The 16,617-nt window shown below is 40.1% G+C and carries 19 protein-coding genes and 1 tRNA gene; 17 read left to right on the plus strand and 3 right to left on the minus strand.

Features of this window, described 5'->3' with window-relative positions; all coding sequences use genetic code 11:
- Window positions 1-311 precede the first annotated feature (311 nt).
- The 3 genes from PAT01_RS18350 to PAT01_RS18360 all read left to right on the plus strand — a co-directional run bounded on the left by PAT01_RS18350 (window position 312) and on the right by PAT01_RS18360 (window position 1,790).
- Window positions 312-1,208, plus strand: a complete 897-nt coding sequence (locus PAT01_RS18350; RefSeq protein ID WP_154945973.1) for an LAPAL motif-containing putative phage structural protein — start codon at window positions 312-314, stop codon at window positions 1,206-1,208.
- Window positions 1,201-1,440, plus strand: a complete 240-nt coding sequence (locus PAT01_RS18355; protein ID WP_154945974.1) for a hypothetical protein — start codon at window positions 1,201-1,203, stop codon at window positions 1,438-1,440. The genes PAT01_RS18350 and PAT01_RS18355 overlap by 8 nt, the downstream gene beginning before the upstream one ends.
- 164 nt (window positions 1,441-1,604) lie before the next feature.
- Window positions 1,605-1,790, plus strand: coding sequence for a hypothetical protein (locus tag PAT01_RS18360; RefSeq protein ID WP_016899764.1), 186 nt, complete (start codon window positions 1,605-1,607; stop codon window positions 1,788-1,790).
- A 36-nt stretch (window positions 1,791-1,826) separates the two neighbouring features.
- Here PAT01_RS18360 and PAT01_RS18365 read toward each other — a convergent pair whose 3' ends face one another.
- Entirely contained in the window at window positions 1,827-2,114 is a 288-nt protein-coding gene (locus PAT01_RS18365; protein WP_154945975.1) for a hypothetical protein, read from the minus strand.
- A gap of 125 nt (window positions 2,115-2,239) precedes the next feature.
- On the opposite strand from PAT01_RS18365, the gene PAT01_RS20130 reads away from it, so the two are divergent.
- The 3 genes from PAT01_RS20130 (at window position 2,240) to PAT01_RS18375 (ending at window position 3,535) form a co-directional block, all read left to right on the plus strand.
- Window positions 2,240-2,386 (plus strand): hypothetical protein, encoded by a 147-nt coding sequence (locus PAT01_RS20130; RefSeq protein WP_186807309.1) that lies wholly within the window; start codon window positions 2,240-2,242, stop codon window positions 2,384-2,386.
- Window positions 2,387-2,388: 2 nt separating this feature from the next.
- Complete coding sequence (locus tag PAT01_RS18370; RefSeq protein WP_154945976.1) at window positions 2,389-2,787, plus strand: hypothetical protein; 399 nt, start codon at window positions 2,389-2,391, stop codon at window positions 2,785-2,787.
- 193 nt (window positions 2,788-2,980) lie between these two features.
- Window positions 2,981-3,535 (plus strand): hypothetical protein, encoded by a 555-nt coding sequence (locus tag PAT01_RS18375; RefSeq protein ID WP_154945977.1) that lies wholly within the window; start codon window positions 2,981-2,983, stop codon window positions 3,533-3,535.
- Between the two features lie 469 nt (window positions 3,536-4,004).
- Here PAT01_RS18375 and PAT01_RS18380 read toward each other — a convergent pair.
- Window positions 4,005-4,081: transfer RNA gene (locus PAT01_RS18380), tRNA-Pro, on the minus strand.
- 164 nt (window positions 4,082-4,245) lie between these two features.
- A complete protein-coding gene (locus PAT01_RS18385) occupies window positions 4,246-4,869 on the minus strand; it encodes an arylesterase (RefSeq protein ID WP_154945978.1) in 624 nt (207 codons plus the stop codon).
- Here PAT01_RS18385 and PAT01_RS18390 point away from each other — a divergent pair, their 5' ends adjacent.
- The 11 genes from PAT01_RS18390 to ybgF all read left to right on the plus strand — a co-directional run bounded on the left by PAT01_RS18390 (window position 4,870) and on the right by ybgF (window position 16,402).
- Window positions 4,870-5,583, plus strand: coding sequence for an ABC transporter ATP-binding protein (locus tag PAT01_RS18390; protein ID WP_004587268.1), 714 nt, complete (start codon window positions 4,870-4,872; stop codon window positions 5,581-5,583).
- The gene (locus tag PAT01_RS18395; RefSeq protein WP_154945979.1) at window positions 5,573-8,074 is read left to right on the plus strand and encodes an ABC transporter permease; all 2,502 of its coding nucleotides are present in this window, start codon (window positions 5,573-5,575) and stop codon (window positions 8,072-8,074) included. Before PAT01_RS18390 ends, PAT01_RS18395 begins: the two co-directional genes overlap by 11 nt.
- Window positions 8,075-8,202: 128 nt before the next feature.
- A complete protein-coding gene (ruvC, locus tag PAT01_RS18400) occupies window positions 8,203-8,727 on the plus strand; it encodes a crossover junction endodeoxyribonuclease RuvC (RefSeq protein ID WP_004587270.1) in 525 nt (174 codons plus the stop codon).
- A gap of 2 nt (window positions 8,728-8,729) precedes the next feature.
- Complete coding sequence (ruvA, locus tag PAT01_RS18405; RefSeq protein WP_089347320.1) at window positions 8,730-9,347, plus strand: Holliday junction branch migration protein RuvA; 618 nt, start codon at window positions 8,730-8,732, stop codon at window positions 9,345-9,347.
- Window positions 9,348-9,354: 7 nt separating this feature from the next.
- Window positions 9,355-10,362 carry a Holliday junction branch migration DNA helicase RuvB gene (gene ruvB, locus PAT01_RS18410; RefSeq protein ID WP_004587272.1) on the plus strand — a complete coding sequence of 336 codons (1,008 nt, stop codon included), beginning with the start codon at window positions 9,355-9,357 and terminating at the stop codon, window positions 10,360-10,362.
- Window positions 10,363-11,638: 1,276 nt separating this feature from the next.
- Entirely contained in the window at window positions 11,639-12,343 is a 705-nt protein-coding gene (gene tolQ, locus PAT01_RS18415) for a protein TolQ (protein ID WP_004587273.1), read from the plus strand.
- Window positions 12,330-12,761: a protein TolR gene (tolR, locus tag PAT01_RS18420; RefSeq protein WP_004587274.1), complete on the plus strand. Its 432-nt coding sequence runs from the start codon at window positions 12,330-12,332 to the stop codon at window positions 12,759-12,761. Before tolQ ends, tolR begins: the two co-directional genes overlap by 14 nt.
- A gap of 4 nt (window positions 12,762-12,765) precedes the next feature.
- The gene (tolA, locus tag PAT01_RS18425; RefSeq protein WP_024032176.1) at window positions 12,766-13,692 is read left to right on the plus strand and encodes a cell envelope integrity protein TolA; all 927 of its coding nucleotides are present in this window, start codon (window positions 12,766-12,768) and stop codon (window positions 13,690-13,692) included.
- A 9-nt stretch (window positions 13,693-13,701) separates the two neighbouring features.
- Entirely contained in the window at window positions 13,702-15,060 is a 1,359-nt protein-coding gene (gene tolB / locus PAT01_RS18430) for a Tol-Pal system beta propeller repeat protein TolB (RefSeq protein ID WP_004587276.1), read from the plus strand.
- 36 nt (window positions 15,061-15,096) lie between these two features.
- Window positions 15,097-15,639 (plus strand): peptidoglycan-associated lipoprotein Pal, encoded by a 543-nt coding sequence (gene pal, locus PAT01_RS18435; protein WP_004587277.1) that lies wholly within the window; start codon window positions 15,097-15,099, stop codon window positions 15,637-15,639.
- Window positions 15,640-15,652: 13 nt separating this feature from the next.
- On the plus strand, window positions 15,653-16,402 hold the full coding sequence (gene ybgF, locus PAT01_RS18440; protein ID WP_004587278.1) for a tol-pal system protein YbgF: 750 nt from the start codon (window positions 15,653-15,655) through the stop codon (window positions 16,400-16,402).
- Window positions 16,403-16,617: the final 215 nt, after the last annotated feature.

The following is a 16,617-nucleotide window of genomic DNA, read 5'->3' on the forward strand; positions in this document are numbered from 1 at the left end:
GAAAGATCAACAGACCCTAGTCAAATAATCAAAGTACATCGTATTGTTGGTTTGATGTGTCTAAAGCTTAGTGTTGTTAAGGTTAATGCTTCCTAGGTTGTTTGAAAAAATTAATGCGTAGAATATGAGTTTATCAGGAGTCTCAGGTTACACAAATCTTGTGCTGAACTTGCACTTAACGCATAGAGTGATCGCTTGTATTGCAGCATTAATAATTATATATTGTTCAAAAGTTATTACATACGGACGTGTAGTATTTAGTTATTTTTACTCTATAATGCCGCGTCTGCTTAACACCTTGAGGCGCAATTTTGGATAAGAATAATAATAAAACTAAGTACGTGTTTGAAATATCTTATGATACGTCTGAAACCAAAGACCATACCATTGACGCTGAAAAACTTGGCGCCGCAATTATTAGTACATCAAAAGCGCTTAAAAATGCCGACAAATCATTGAATGGTGAAGAGTCAGACTTAGAGCTGGATGTAAAAGCTCATTCTGAAGGGTCGTTTGTTGTTGAATTTGTAACGTATCTCAATGCAGCTGGCATAAACCCATTAACTCTGTTAGGTTTTGCAGGTGGTTCAGTAGCAGCATCGGCCACTGTATTAGGTGCAATTGCAGAGATTAAATCACGTACAATTAAGCTGACAGAAAAGACCGAATCAGGGAAAACAAAACTACATTTTAGTGATGATGAATCATTGGAATTAGACGATGATGTCGCTAAATTAGTATTAAATAGAGAGCTTCGCAAAGACTTAGATACAGTTATTAAAGCACCTTTAGAAGGCACTACAGACGCTAAATTTAAGATTACCGATCAAGATGGTAATGAATTGATTTATGAGAGCGATGATGTTCAAAATTTCAAAACACCGGCTAAAACTGTAGTAGATGAAATTACTGAAACCGAAGAAACTAAAGATATTCGATTTGTAAAAATTAACTTTGAAGGTTCGAGTGGTTGGCAAGTACGATTGCCTGATGGTGATGTGGTTACAGCTAAAATGTCAGATGAAGGATTTTTAGCTAGAATTAAAGGTAATGAACAAAACTTTGTAAAAGATGATTTATTCAGCGCCATTATTAAGACGACTAAAAAGCACAGAACAGGTAATAGCCCAATTTATAGCAAAGAAGTAAAACGTATTTTGCGGCATAGAACTAGGCCAGAAGCGAAGATCATAAAAGATAATGAGTGAAACTGAAGCATATATACAACTAATCGCGATGGTAGGCATTTTATTATGTCTACCTTACTGCGGGTATGTGTTTTATAACATAGGTAGATGGTTAACAGCTAAATTTTTTCCTCCTAAGTATTTAACCATCGAAATAACAGATGAAAATGGCACTATTCGATTTGAGCGGATAGATTTGAAAGATGATGAAGAGTTAGTAAACAAGCTTTTATTAGCAAGGGGGGGCTTCTGAAAGATAATACAAAAAAAATAGGAGCCTTTATTGCTGGCGGTAATACCGTTGCGTTAGCAATTTTTCAATATTGCTACTCAGAGTCAGATTTTTTAAATGTTTTAACAGTTTGTACTCCTTTAGTTATAACTGTAATTGTGTATATAGGCGACTGGTTGCTAGCGATGTTGAATATCCAAAGCCCTGCATTGATGCATGCGAACAATAAGTTAGACAAGCGAATTGGATATTTAACTAAAAGGCGTAAAGAGGCCGAAGACATGGGTATTTGCACTAAAAAAATTGATGCAGAATTCCAAAAAGCTGTTATCGCTCAATCTAATTTAATGGATGCTAAAGAAGCTAAATAGCCTACTGTCAAGTTGATGAGTAGGCTAAGAACATATCTACTTTGTATTTTTGTCTATTAATTCATGCCAACTTTCTAGAGCTTCAATCATGGGGACGTAATCAAATAAAGTGAGTTGTATTGGTGAGTCTTTGCGCCCCATATCTGTAAAACTCATTAAGTCAGTTGTAAGGCCATTGCCTCCTATTACATCATCAAGGTATTCCAGTGCCTCCATTTCATCGTAAAAGCGTGTTATTTCAAATATTTCTTGCTGCTCATTAGTGATCCATGAGTCTTTATATTTTGGTTTTTCTGTTTCAGTGTATGTAAATAGATAAGCCATTTTTTACCCTTAATTAAAGGGAAAGTTAGATATTCTCTAATTTTTGGTTAAAAATAACACTAGACATTGCAAATGCGATATCCTAAGATCGCAGTAGTGCCTTATTGGTATCTGAGGAGCGTTATATGTTAGCTAAAGTACAACATAAGCAAGAAAACAAAGTGTTCAATAGAGAAAGAATGGAAAAAGCCATTGCAGGTAAGGTTAACACTGTACCTGCTGGTTTGTCTCGTGAGCAAGTCAGACAATTGATCCTATCCAGAGCGAAGTAGTATTGACGTATACATGGACGTTTAGTGACGACTTCGCTAGTCAATTTCAATATTTCCCCGAAGACCAGCAAAACAAAGTTCTCGATTTTACAGATGTTTTTACCGAGCATGGGTTAGGTGATTTTAGTCTTTACGAAGGCAAGATTTCTAGCTCTTTTAGTGGTAACTATATGGATCAAGATGATTATAATTTTGCTCTAAACAATCACCTATGGCATTACCACATTGGTATTCCTGAGTATGAGCAAAACCATAGTAAGTATAAAACCTCTGATTGGGTGCTTCATTTTCAATGGTTTGATCAGGGCGATAGTATCAATATCGTGGATTTGTATCATCATTACGATAATGAAGGTAACTTCTATTTACCAACAGAAAGAAGCTTAATCATTTTAAAGTGATAAAGCCCACAAATTAAGCGGGTTTTTATGGGCTTGGTATTTGTGGAGCATGTGCCTTAATCGTTCGTAATGCCCCCATTCTTTTTGCTGAATAAATCCGCTTAGTTTTGTTGCTTGCGGATTTTTTGTGCCCATATTTTGTATTTAGAGTTGCCGTGGTAATATTGCTTCCCCATAAAGATGAGGGATTTTTATGCGAAAACCAGATTTAATGATAATTGCTGCTGTTGTGCTATGTGTCTGTACAGGTGTAATCTTAGGCCAAAGCTTTTCATTTGAAGTTAAGTTGAGTGATTTAATAGCACTTACAGCTACATTAATTACATTTATTTTTGCGTATTCAGGTCTGAAATCTAACAAAGCTCAGTACATAAATTCAATAACACCGATAGTAACAAAATTTGAATCTGGACATAACAATAATTTTTCCTATGCGATTTTTGTAAATAACTATGGGACAGGGCCAGCTCTTGATTTTAGTGTAAACGTTCTTTTGGATGGTAAGGAGTTCTCCTTAGCTGGTTTCTTGAATGAATTAGTGAAACTCCATGGTGATATGGAAAATAGGTATAGCCACCCTGCGGTTTTAGCTGCAAGTACCGAACATGAAGTCCTAAGTCTTAAAGCAAAAGATTATTTTCAGTATGTAAAAGTGCATGACACATTGCAAAGTGCGCAATTAGTCGTGCAATTTACCTCTATCCAACAACGCGAATTTACAGAGACCTTTTTACTTGGTTTCGAATAGATATTATTCAATTTATTGAACCCGCTTATTGAGGTTTTTTTATGCCTGCAATAAAGGTCTAATATGAAACTTTATTCAAACGTTTTCCAACTCCCGCTGGTATCTTTGGTTCTTTTGGCGAACTGTATGTAAATGGTGAGCTGTTTTATTACACAGTTGAGCGTGAGTGGAAGAATAATGAAGGTTATGTGTTGTGCGTTCCTAATCGGCGTTTATGACTTCTTGCCGCATGAAAGTCAACGCAATGGCGATTGCTACGTACTTGGACAAAAACAATGCGTTACTCACTGCTGAACATTTTTAAGAAAAGCATTAGAAAAAATAGCAAAGAACTCTTGAAGGCTACGTTAAGTATTAATAATTCTCATACCTAAAATTTAAACTAAAAGTCATTTTGAAAATTAATAATACAAATGGAGTTTATGAGGAAATTGATTTTTGTGTAAGTGAAAGATATTAAAGGGGAAGATGGTCGGTATGGCAGGATTTGAACCTGCGACCCCTGACACCCCATGACAGTGCGCTACCAAGCTGCGCTACATACCGACGTTGTTTGCAATAGTACGTATATTTTATTAAAAATCAATAAGTGATTGTTTGTTTGCGTGTTTATTGTGCAAATGAGCTAAAAAACTTTAAACTAAGGGCGTATCGCCCTTAGTAAGCACATGCCGTGTAGCGCATGTTAAGCCACCAAAGAACAACACGCCCTAATCTTTATTTAGCCATTGGTTGATCGAGTCATACATTTCATCGCGTATCAGCGGTTGTGCTTCTTTATTTGGATGTAATTGATCTTTTTGCATTAAGTTTGGCTTATCTGCCACATTAAGCATAAAAAAGTTAAGTAAATGAGCATTTGTTTTTTCACTTACTTGTGTAAAACTGTCAGTGAACATTTTACTGTAACGCGGCCCGTAATTAGGGGGAATGTAAATTTCCATTAACGCGACCATGGCATTTTCAGCTTGGCTTTTTTCGATTAAATCCGTTAAGTTGGCCTGCATTTTTGTTACCGGAAAACCACGTAAACCATCATTAGCACCAAGCTCAATAAGTACATGGCTTGGTTGGTATTGCGCTAGTAAGGCATCTAGCCTGCGTAAAGCGCCACCGGTAGTCTCGCCACTAATACTGGCATTAATTAGCTCTATATTACGCTGCTCTGCATCGTATTTATCTTGTAACAATTTAACCCAGCCTTGCTCTTGTTTAAGCCCATAGGCTGCACTTAAACTGTCTCCAAGTATTAAAATCGTGTTGTCGGCCGCCGCACTAAGTGGTTTGATAACTAAAAATAAAACGAATACAAAACGTAGGATTGAATGAGTCATATGTCAGCGCTTTCTCAATTAAATATTATTCAAGTAAATGGTTTGTCTAAAGTAGTTTCTACCTTCGAAGGTGAGTTGCCCATCCTCAGCGACATCAGCTTTAATGTCAAGCATGGCGAGTCAGTAGCTATTGTTGGCACCTCTGGCTCAGGAAAATCCACGTTATTAAGTTTATTAGCGGGGCTAGATACCGCCAGCAGTGGTGAAATTACCCTTGATGGCGAGCCGCTACATAAATTAGATGAAGAGCAACGCGCGGCATTGCGTGCTGAAAAAGTAGGTTTTGTATTTCAATCTTTTATGTTGGTACAAAGCTTAACCGCACTTGAAAACGTGATGCTGCCGGCAGAGCTTGCTGGCGAAAGCGATGCCAAAGAGCAAGCTCTAGCCCTATTAGAAAAAGTGGGGCTGAGCCATCGTATTGACCATTACCCATCTCAACTCTCTGGTGGTGAGCAGCAACGCGTAGCCATTGCCCGCGCTTTTATTGGCACACCTAAAATTTTATTTGCCGATGAGCCTTCTGCAAATTTAGACAGTAAAAACGGCAAAATGGTGGAGTCACTATTATTTGATTTAAACCAGCAACACGGCACAACGCTAATTTTAGTAACTCACGATGAAGCACTCGCGCAAAAGTGCCAGCATATTGTACAAATTGAAGCGGGCTGCTTAGTTAAAAACTCAAAAGAGGACGTAGCGAATGTGGGCTAAGTTAGCACTTAAATTATTTGCGCGTGAATTTCGCCGCGGCGAACTAACGGTAATTAGTGCCGCCATTGCGCTGGCGGTATTAACGGTGCTTACACTGTCTATGGTCACTGAGCGAATAGCACAAAGCATAGCGCAAAAAAGTAGCGCGTTTATTGCCGCAGATAGAGTATTGGCAAGCGCCCATGAGCTAGATACGGCGTTTATTAGCAAAGCCAAACAAGAAAACTTACGAACTGCGCAAATGATCTACTTTGACACCATGTTATTTGCCAACGACGAGATGCAATTTACCTCGGTAAAAGCGGCGTCTAACGAATACCCGTTAAAAGGCGAGTTAAAAGTAAAATCATCATTGCTTGGCGAAACACAAGTAGCGCAAGGCGGCCCGAAGCCTGGCAATGTGTGGCTAAGCGAATCAGTTTTTTACAGCTTAAATATTGATATTGGCAGCCAAGTAGAGCTAGGCGCAGCAGTATTTAATGTAGAAAAAGTGGTGGTTGAGGAGCCAGATGCGCCGTTTAATGTATTTTCGAGCAGCCGCAGAGTGCTTATAAATATTGCTGATGTTGCAAAAACTGAGGTTATTCAACCTGGCAGCCGAGTAAATTATCGCCAACTCTATGCAGGCGGTGAATCAGATATAACGCGGTTTTATGAATGGTTAAAGCCGCAAATGGCTGAAAATCAACGTTGGTATGGCGTAAAAGATAGGCAGTCGCCCATATCAAATAGCTTAAACCGTGCAGAAAGCTTTTTATTACTGGCCGGTTTGCTGGGCATTATTTTGGCTACGGTTGCTATTGCTGTGTCGGCAAAGCGTTATTGTGAGCGCCAATACGACCCCGTAGCAATGATGAAAACACTTGGCGGAAGCCGTGCATTAATTCGTAAAATATATTTTATGCACTTACTCATGGTGTGTGCTTTAGCGGTTATTGTGGGTTTAGCCATAGGCTACGGTTTACAAGAAATAGCCACTGGTTATTTAGCAAAAAGCATGGATATGAGCTTACCTGCCGCCGGGTTTAAACCTTGGCTGGTGGCCATTAGCACAGGTGTTATATGTGCGGTTATGTTCTCTATTAAGCCACTGCTTGATTTATTTGATATTCCACCGCTTAGAGTATTGCGCCGTAATTTAGGCGACAGACTAGCGGTAAGCCGTGTGCACTTAGGTTTAAGCGCGCTTACGGTGTTTTTATTAATGTGGTTATTTAGTAACAACATTAAAATAACGCTTATTTTATTTGTCTCTACGCTTGCTTTGATTGCGGTTTTGTTTGTTATTTCAAAACTAATATTTGGCGGTGGCCGTAAATTAGGCTTAAAACCAGGCAACAGCTGGTCGTTAGCTATTGCCTCTATACAAAAACGTGCCAACGTAAATGCGGTGCAGCTTATTAGCTTTTCGTTGGCGATAAAATTGCTATTGTTTTTGATTGTGCTTAAAAACGACATGATCTCAGATTGGCAGTCTCAATTACCCGCCGATGCACCTAATGCATTTTTAGTTAATATTACGCAAAACGAACTAGAGCCTGTAAATAATTACCTAGCAGAGAACGATATTTTAGTATCAGATTTTTATCCAACCATTCGTGGGCGTGTAAATGCGGTAAACGGCGAGCTTGTGGCGCGTAAAGTGTCGTTGCAGGATAACGAGAAAAAAGATGAAGAAGCGCGTTCAGGCATTGGCCGTGAGCTTAACCTAACCTGGCTTGATAATGTGCCAGCCCAAAACGAAATTGTGCAAGGGCAGTGGTTTGGCGAAGGCGCAGTGGGTGAGGCATCGGTTGAGGAGTCTATGCTGGAGCGCCTAGACGTAGAAATAGGCGACACTTTAACATTTTTAATTGGTGCGCAATCATTTGACGCTAAAATTACCAGTGTGCGTAAAGTAAATTGGGCTACGCTAAAACCTAACTTTTTTATTATTTTAAGCCCTGATGTGCTAAAAGATTTTCCGGCTACGTATATTTCATCTGTGCGTATAGAGCCAGAGCAAAAGAAAGCGTTTAGCCAGTTACTGCGCAGCTATCCAACCATTACCGCCATTGATGTAGATAACTTTGTTAAGCAAATACAATCAACCATTGAGCAGGTGTCGTTAGCTATTGGCTTTGTGCTTGCTATTGTTGTTTTGTGTGGCGCATTAGTGCTTATATCTCAGGTGCAAGCGAGCCTTGGCGAGCGAATGCAAGAAATAGTAATACTGCGAACTTTAGGCGCCAAAGGGCGGCTAATAAAAAATGCGACGCTCTATGAGTTTTTGCTATTAGGTGGCTTAGCCGGGTTTGTAGCTGCATTATTTAGTGATGTAGCCTTATTGATTGTTCAGCAGCAAATGTTTGACTTAGCCGGTAAATTGCACCCAACAATTTGGCTAATAGGGCCTGTGTCGGGCGGGGTGTTTGTAGCCGCGCTTGGCTACTTTATGATTGCCCGTAAACTTAAACAAAATACCCAAGGCTTAGTACGTGCTTTAGCCTAAGCTATACTTTTAACGCCAAACGCCCGCACTAAATTGCGGGCGTTTTTGTTTTTACTCGCCACTGGTAATTTATACAGTGCTCTGGCATTATTACCGTTATTGAAAAATAACAATAATGAGTGTGCTGTTTGGCCATTATTTTAGGGATAGACCCAGGTTCGCGTTTAACCGGTTATGGTGTGGTTGCGCATCAAGGTGCTAAATTTACCTATTTAGGAAGCGGGTGCATTAAATTAGCCGAGCATGAGTTCCCCATACGATTAAAAATGATCTACCAAGGGATCACGCAAATAATAGAGCAGTTCTCCCCCGAAACCTTTGCCATAGAAAAAGTATTTATGGCGCATAACCCGGATGCCGCGCTAAAACTTGGCCAAGCCCGAGGAGCCGCCATAGTGGGAGCCTCTATGGCCGACTTACCCGTATTTGAATACTCAGCACGGCAAATTAAACAAGCCGTGGTAGGTAATGGCGGCGCCGATAAATCGCAAGTGCAACACATGGTAAAAAATATTTTAAAATTACCAGGTACACCGCAAGCCGATGCGGCCGATGCGCTTGCCATTGCAATTTGCCATGCGCACTCAGAACAAAATTTAATAAAACTAGCGGGTAGCGCAAGCAAAACCGTTAGAGGACGTTTAAGGAAATAAATATGATTGGCCGTTTAAATGGCATTTTAGTTGAAAAGCAGCCGCCTGAAATTTTATTAGAAGTAAGCGGCGTAGGCTACGAAGTACAAATGCCCATGACCTGTTTTTACGACTTACCCAATATTGGCGAAAACGCCATAGTGTACACACACTTTGTAGTACGCGAAGACGCACAACTATTATTTGGCTTTAATAATAAAACCGAGCGCGCGCTTTTTAGAGAACTATTAAAAGCAAATGGTGTGGGTCCTAAACTAGGCCTAGCAATATTGTCGGGCATGTCGGCGCAACAATTTGTTAGTTGCGTAAACAACGAAGATGCCACAACATTGGTTAAATTACCTGGTGTGGGTAAAAAAACCGCTGAGCGTTTAGTGCTAGAAATGAAAGACCGCTTAAAAGATTGGGGTAACGATTTATTTACGCCATTTAGCGATAATGCCGTTATAGAGCCTCCTAGCGATGCAACGATAGCCAATAATGCTGCAGACGATGCCGTATCGGCACTTGTTGCGCTTGGTTATAAATTGCCACAGGCGCAAAAAGCAGTAAAATCGGTAAGTAAACCCGATATGTCTACTGAGGTTCTTATTAAAGAATCTTTAAAATCAATGTTGTGAGTAACCCATGATTGAAGCTGATCGTTTAATTGACGCGAGCGAAAAAACCAACGAAGACACCATAGACCGCGCAATAAGGCCCAAGCTTTTAGCCGACTACAAAGGTCAGCCGCATGTTAAGCAGCAAATGGAAATATTTATAGAGGCAGCGCGAAGCCGCGGTGAAGCGCTCGATCATCTATTAATATTTGGCCCGCCGGGCTTAGGTAAAACCACGCTTGCTAATATTGTTGCCAATGAGCTTAATGTAAGTATTAAAACCACTTCAGGCCCAGTACTTGAAAAAGCCGGCGACCTTGCTGCATTACTTACCAACCTTGAAGAAGGCGATGTGCTGTTTATTGATGAAATACACAGACTCAGCCCACAAGTTGAAGAAATACTTTACCCCGCAATGGAAGATTACCAACTCGATATTATGATTGGTGAAGGCCCCGCTGCACGCTCTATTAAATTAGACTTACCGCCGTTTACGCTTATTGGCGCGACGACACGCGCAGGCTCACTTACCTCACCACTAAGAGACCGTTTTGGTATAGTGCAGCGCTTAGAGTTTTACTCGGTAGCTGACCTATCGCATATAGTGGGGCGCTCTGCACATTACCTAGATTTACAAATGTGCGACGATGGCGCTACCGAAATTGCAAAACGCTCACGAGGCACACCGCGTATAGCAAACCGCTTATTGCGCCGTGTGCGCGATTACACGCAAGTAAAATCAGATGGTACAGTAAATGCCTCCGTTGCTGAGCTTGCCCTTGATATGATTGACGTAGATAAAAGCGGGTTTGATTACATGGACCGTAAATACTTACTTGCCATTATCGAAAAATTTATGGGTGGGCCTGTAGGGCTAGATAATTTAGCCGCCGCCATAGGCGAAGAAAAAGAAACCATTGAAGATGTAATAGAGCCGTTTTTAATTCAGCAAGGTTTTATACAGCGCACACCGCGCGGGCGAATTGTATCAGACAATGCGTATCATCACTTTGGTTTACTCCCAAAACAAGATTAACCCCTCTTTAGCCTGTTACAGTAAATGTAGCGGGCTACTTCCTCTGTTAAATGTAATACCAATTTGCAATAACACTTAATCATTTTGCGAAGCAAACGTATCGCTACCTGCGTTACAAACTCTCATTTACGACTGCATGCAAAAGGTATAGCAATGCAGGAGCAATTGCCAAGAACAACTAAACAGCAAATTTTTGCCTAGCCATCAACACGTTTTTCCAGCCTCAACATAGCTCACTTAATTAAGAAAATTAGTATAATTTTTTAAAACTTACTCAGCTTTCATCCACTTTGTTGCAAATGTAACCAATAAATTAAAATCGTTTTGTAATTCACTTAGCGTTAAGACTGGCGTGGCTATGCTGCGTACCATTAAACCAGTTAGCTTTAAAACAGTAGCAGCATATGAGACTAGATGTGGCGCTAATTGTGTTAATAAGTTTTACCTTGTTATAAACATGCTTTTTACTGAAAGTAGATAATTTAAAGATACGAACTGGTAAAAAAAGATAGTAAATACACCGTTGGCAATTAAACAGATTGTGTAATTTATACTTATTGTATGCCAAGTTGGCGGTAAAATTTAGGCAAAAAAAAGCCCGCATATAATGCGGGCAAACAACAAGTTGAAGGAAGTAATCCAGGGAACTACGTTTTACTTAATCAGGTTTTATCCAAAAAGAGTAAAACAATGTAATACGATTAAAAATCCTATTACTAAGAACTTGGCTTAATGAAAAATGTTTCATTCAGTGCGTAAGCTCGGTATGGGAGAATATTACGGAATAAGCATTTTTTGTTCAAACTAGAAAATTTAAAATTTCAGATAAGAAAAACTAATCTGATGAATTTTTTTGTTGTTCGAATCTTGTGCGTTAATTATTCGTTAACTTTATAAGTGACTGAAAATTAATAAATAACTGGTCTGAGCTGTATTGTTACAGTATTAGTTATATTAGTACATGCAAAGTGGCGTGAATTACTTTTGCGTGCTTATGCACTTTTTATGAATAAACGGTGCGTTTTATTAAGTTTACTGCGTATATTTACGCACTTTTGTAGTATTAAGTTGTGTTTTACTAAACGCGGTAGTCGCGTTCTAGAAACAAACAAGCGATTAAGCGTATGTTTAACGTTTTTTGTTGCCAATTCATAGCAATATCGTTGTCAGTAAACCCTTGACTCGATACACTAGATGCAACTTATGGCCGTTACAATGGTCTTATTTACACAAAATAACCAAATTGACGTTTTTTGAAATTATTTAGGAGTTTAACGTGGGATCAGGGCTTAATTTTTTAGATCTAATTCTAGAAGCCAGTTTGCTTGTGCAGTTAGTAATGCTAGCGCTAGTAGCAATGTCTGTTATGTCATGGGCAATTATTTTTCAGCGCAAAAAAGCAATTAGCGACGCCTTGTCTGATGCAAAAAAATTCGAACAAAAATTTTGGTCAGGTATCGACTTAAGCAAACTATACAACGAAATCTCATCACGTAGCGGTCAATCTCATGGTATTGAAGCGTTATTTACATCTGGCTTTAAAGAATTTGCACGCCATAAAAAGAACACCTTTCAAAGTGCTGGCATTGTAATGGAAGGTACGCATCGCTCTATGCGTGTGGCGCTGTCGCGTGAAATTGAAAAACTAGAATCGAGCTTATCGTTTTTAGCAACAGTGGGGTCAATTAGCCCGTATATCGGTTTGTTCGGTACGGTGTGGGGTATTATGAATGCCTTTATTGCACTTGGTGAAGTGAAGCAAGCAACATTACAAATGGTAGCGCCAGGTATTGCTGAGGCACTTATTGCAACGGCAATGGGTTTATTTGCGGCTATTCCGGCTGTTATTGCGTATAACCGCTTTGCTAATAAAGTTGAAAAACTAGAATCACACTACATCAACTTTATGGAAGAATTTGCCAACATTTTACACCGTCAAGCAGCTACTCAAATAGAGGCTAAAGCGAATGTATCAGCGTAAGAAGCGCCGTCCGGTCGCAGAAATTAATGTAGTACCTTACATTGATGTAATGTTGGTATTGCTAATTATATTTATGGCAACAGCACCGCTTATTACTCACGGTGTGAAAGTTGATTTACCAAAAATGGAAGAGTCGGATTTAGTTGATACTAAAGACACGCCGCCCATTATTGCCTCAATTGACTCGGCAGGTAAGTACTATGTAAGCATAGGGACTGATCCAGAAGAGCCAATGGAAGCACTTGATGTGGCCGCGGTTATTAAGCTACAGCTAATGAAAAACCCTGATGTACCAGTAATGATTAAAGGCTCTGGTAAGGTTTCTTACCAAGAAGTGTTGTTATTAATGGACTTTTTAAAGAATGCTGGCGTACCATCTGTGGGTTTAATGACAGAATCCTTTGAGGGGACACAGTAGTAACATGAATAGTTCTATAATCAAGTCAGTACTTTTACATTTAGGTTTAGGGGGCTTTTTGTGGGCAACTGCAAATATACACCCACCGGCACCTAAAGTAATGGAAGTGACTCTTAATTCGGCTATTCCTGAGCCTGATAATGCGGTTTCGGCGGTCACTGTTGATCAAAAACAAGTTGAGCAAAAAATTGCTGAGCTACAAAAAAAAGAAGATGCTAAAAAACGCGCTGAAGATAAACGCATTCGCGACTTAGAACGCAGAGCCGCCAATGCGCGCAAACAGCGTGAAGCCGAAGCGCGTAATATTAAAAAGCTAGAGCAACAGCGCAAAGCAAAAGAGAAAGAAAAAGCACAAGCGGAGGCTGAAGCTAAAAAAGCGCGCGAAATTGAACAAAAAGAGCGTGCTAAAGCAAAACAAGCTGAAAAGCAAAAGCAAGAAGCTGAAAACGCCGCTAAAGCTGCTGCAGATAAACGCAAAGCAGAAGAAGAGGCACTGAAAAAAGCCGAAGCAGAGCGTAAAAAGCGTGAAGCAGAAGCTAAAGAACGTGCAAAAGAAGCCGAGCGTAAACGTCAGCAAGCGCTGCAAGAGCAAATGTTACAAGAACAACTTGCTAAAGAGCAGGCTGCACGTAGTAAAATACGCCAACAGCAAGTAGTGAGCGAAGTTGATAAGTACCGTGCTTTAATTATGGCGCGCATTCAGCAAAACTTACTGATTGATGAAAAAATGAAAAACCAACAGTGTCGAGTAAATATTCGTCTTGGATTTAATGGTTTAGTAACGCAAGTTAAATCGTTAGGGGGTGATAAGCTAGTGTGTGAAGCTGCACTTAGAGCTGTGCGCATGGCCGATACATTACCTGTATCTAAAGACAAAGACGTATTCGAGCAACTTAAGAATATTAATTTAACAATCAAGCCAGAATTTTAAAGGAATGATATGTTCAGCAAAATTAAAATAGCCTTTGTAGTTATATTATTAGGGTTTCAGGGTGTAGCAAATGCGGCACTTGAAATTGTAATAACTGAAGGTGTAGACGGCGCACGTCCTATTGCCATCGTGCCTTTTAAATACAACGGTGTTGGCCCAATTCCACAAAAATTGAGCGATGTAATTGCTGCCGATTTAATGCGCAGTGGTAAATTTAAACCGGTAGATGTAGCACAAATGCCACAGCTTCCTAATAAAGACGGCGACATTGACTACGCAGCATGGGTAAACCAAGGTGTAGAAGCGGTTGTAGTAGGCGAGGTAGAGCAACAAACTGATGGGCGTTACTTAGTACGCTACGAATTAGTTGATGTTATTCGTGGGCAAATTACCGGTGGCCAAACTCAAATGATGAGCAGCGGTAAACTAGTAAAAAGCCAAGATCATATTTTAGAAGCGCGCGAAAGCGTAATTGGTGAAAGTGGCTTTCGCCGTTATTCACACCGCATAAGCGATGTAGTATATGAAAAGCTAACCGGTGAAAAAGGCGCGTTTTTAACTAAAATTGCTTATGTAATCGTACGTGAAGACCAAGCTAAGCCATACCAATTAGTGGTTGCCGATTACGATGGCTTTAACGAGCAAGTATTATTGCGCTCAAAAGAGCCGTTAATGTCTCCAGCTTGGTCACCAGACGGTACTAAGCTTGCGTATGTAACGTTTGAAAACCGCCAAAGCCAAATTTACATTCAAGACCTATACTCAGGTAAGCGTGAGCTGATCACTAGTTACCGCGGTATTAACGGTGCACCGCAGTTTTCACCAGATGGCAAAAAAATGTTATTGGTGCTTTCTAAAGATAAAACAGGTGCAACCGAAGTTTACGTTTTAGATTTAGCAACCCGTAAAGAAACACGCCTTACACGCCACCGTAGTATAGATACTGAACCATCTTGGTATCCAAATGGCCAGGATATTGTGTTTACATCTGAAAGGGGTGGTAATGCCCAGATTTATAAGTTAAATTTAAGAACTGGTAGGTCACAACGATTGACCTTCGACGGCGATATGAACCTAGCGGGTTCTATAACGCCAGACAGTAAAGAATTAGTGATGGTTAACCGTACCAACGGGCAGTACCATCTTGCTAAGAAAGAGCTGGCTACAGGCGCGTTTCAAGTATTAACGCGAACTCGCCTTGATGAATCACCGAGCATAGCGCCAAACGGTTCGATGATCATTTATAGCACGCTTCATAATAATAAACAGGTACTCGCGCTGGTATCGATGGACGGTCGCTTTAAAGCACGTTTACCCGTGCTAGACGGACAAGTAAAGGCACCAGCTTGGTCGCCATATTTACAGTAATATTTGCTGGTTTACTCAAAAATAGGAATCTACTCAATGCAACTTAACAAAGTACTTAAAGGCCTGCTAATCGCTGTGCCAGTAATGACATTAGCCGCTTGTAGCTCATCTTCAGATATTGATGAAGGCGCAGCTAACCAATCAAATCAAAGTGCAGTTGAGCAATCAACAAACACGGATACAGTTGAAGTAGCAACAATTTCACCTGAACAACAAGCAGAAGAGCAACTTCGTCAAAAGTATGAAGCGCTTCGTCAAGAACAAATTATTTACTTTGACTTCGACAAAGCAACTGTTGAGAACAAGTACGCAGAATTACTTCGTGCACATGCTGAGTTTTTAGTTCAGAACCCTTCAGTAAAAGTATTAATTGAAGGTCACGCTGATGAGCGCGGTACGCCTGAGTACAACATTGCACTAGGTGAGCACCGTGGCCAAGCTGTAGAAAAATACCTACAAAGCTTAGGTGTTTCTGCTAGCCAAATGTCAGTAGTTAGCTACGGTGAAGAGAAGCCAATGGTTAAATCTCGCACTGAATCAGCTTTCGCTAAAAACCGCCGTGCGGTACTAGTTTACTAAGATAAGAGATATTATGAAGCCGAAAATTATTTTGGCAGCCATGATATTGAGCGGGAGCACCCAAGTTTTGGCTGCTCCCGCTCCTGTTTCAGAAGCTGCAAGTTCACAGTCGAGCATAGAGAAGCGTTTAGCGTCACTAGAAAACATGATGCAGTCGCGAAACTTATTACAAGTTGAATTACAGCAACAACTTAATCTACTTCAAGATGAAGTAAGCCAAATTCGCGGTGTTACTGAAGAGCAAAGTTATAAACTTGAAAAAGTACTTCAGCGCCAGCGTGAGCTTTATCAAGAAATAGAAAACCGCGTAAGCCAAGCGTACACACAACCCGCTGCTGCGCCTGCAACCGATTACACGCAATCGAGCGACGCACAAACCTATAGCAGTGACTTATCTGAAAACGAAGCGTATGAGCGTGCAGTAGCGCTAATAATGAAAGATAAACGCTACGACCAAGCTATTCCTGAGTTTCAAACATTTTTAACAACCTATCCTAATTCTGTGTATGCCTCTAATGCACATTATTGGCTTGGGCAGTTGCTGACTATTAAAAATGATGGTGTAAAAGCAAGTGAGCACTTTAAAGTTGTGGTTAATGAGTTTCCTAACTCAAATAAACGACCAGATGCCATGTTAAAGTTAGGCACGCTTTTACAAGAGCAAGGCCTGAATCAAGAGGCACAAAAAATATTGGGTGATCTAATTAACCAATATCCAAGTACAACTGCTGCAAAACTTGCAACCGAGCGTCTAGCTAATTAGGACGCATTTAAGCGGTGTATTTAAAGCTCAAACTACATAGAAATACTCGGCGAATCTTGTATTTGCATGTAGTTTGAGCACAAACGCTTTAATTTTGCTCACCTAGGCATAAAAACTGAAAAAAAGAGACATTTTCGGTTGCACTCATTTTATAAATAAGTATTATAAGCGCCCGCAGCAAACGAATGGTTACCCCACTCAAAATGCGGCAAAAA

Source organism: Pseudoalteromonas atlantica (assembly GCA_007988745.1).
In the GTDB taxonomy this organism is placed as follows: domain Bacteria; phylum Pseudomonadota; class Gammaproteobacteria; order Enterobacterales; family Alteromonadaceae; genus Pseudoalteromonas; species Pseudoalteromonas atlantica.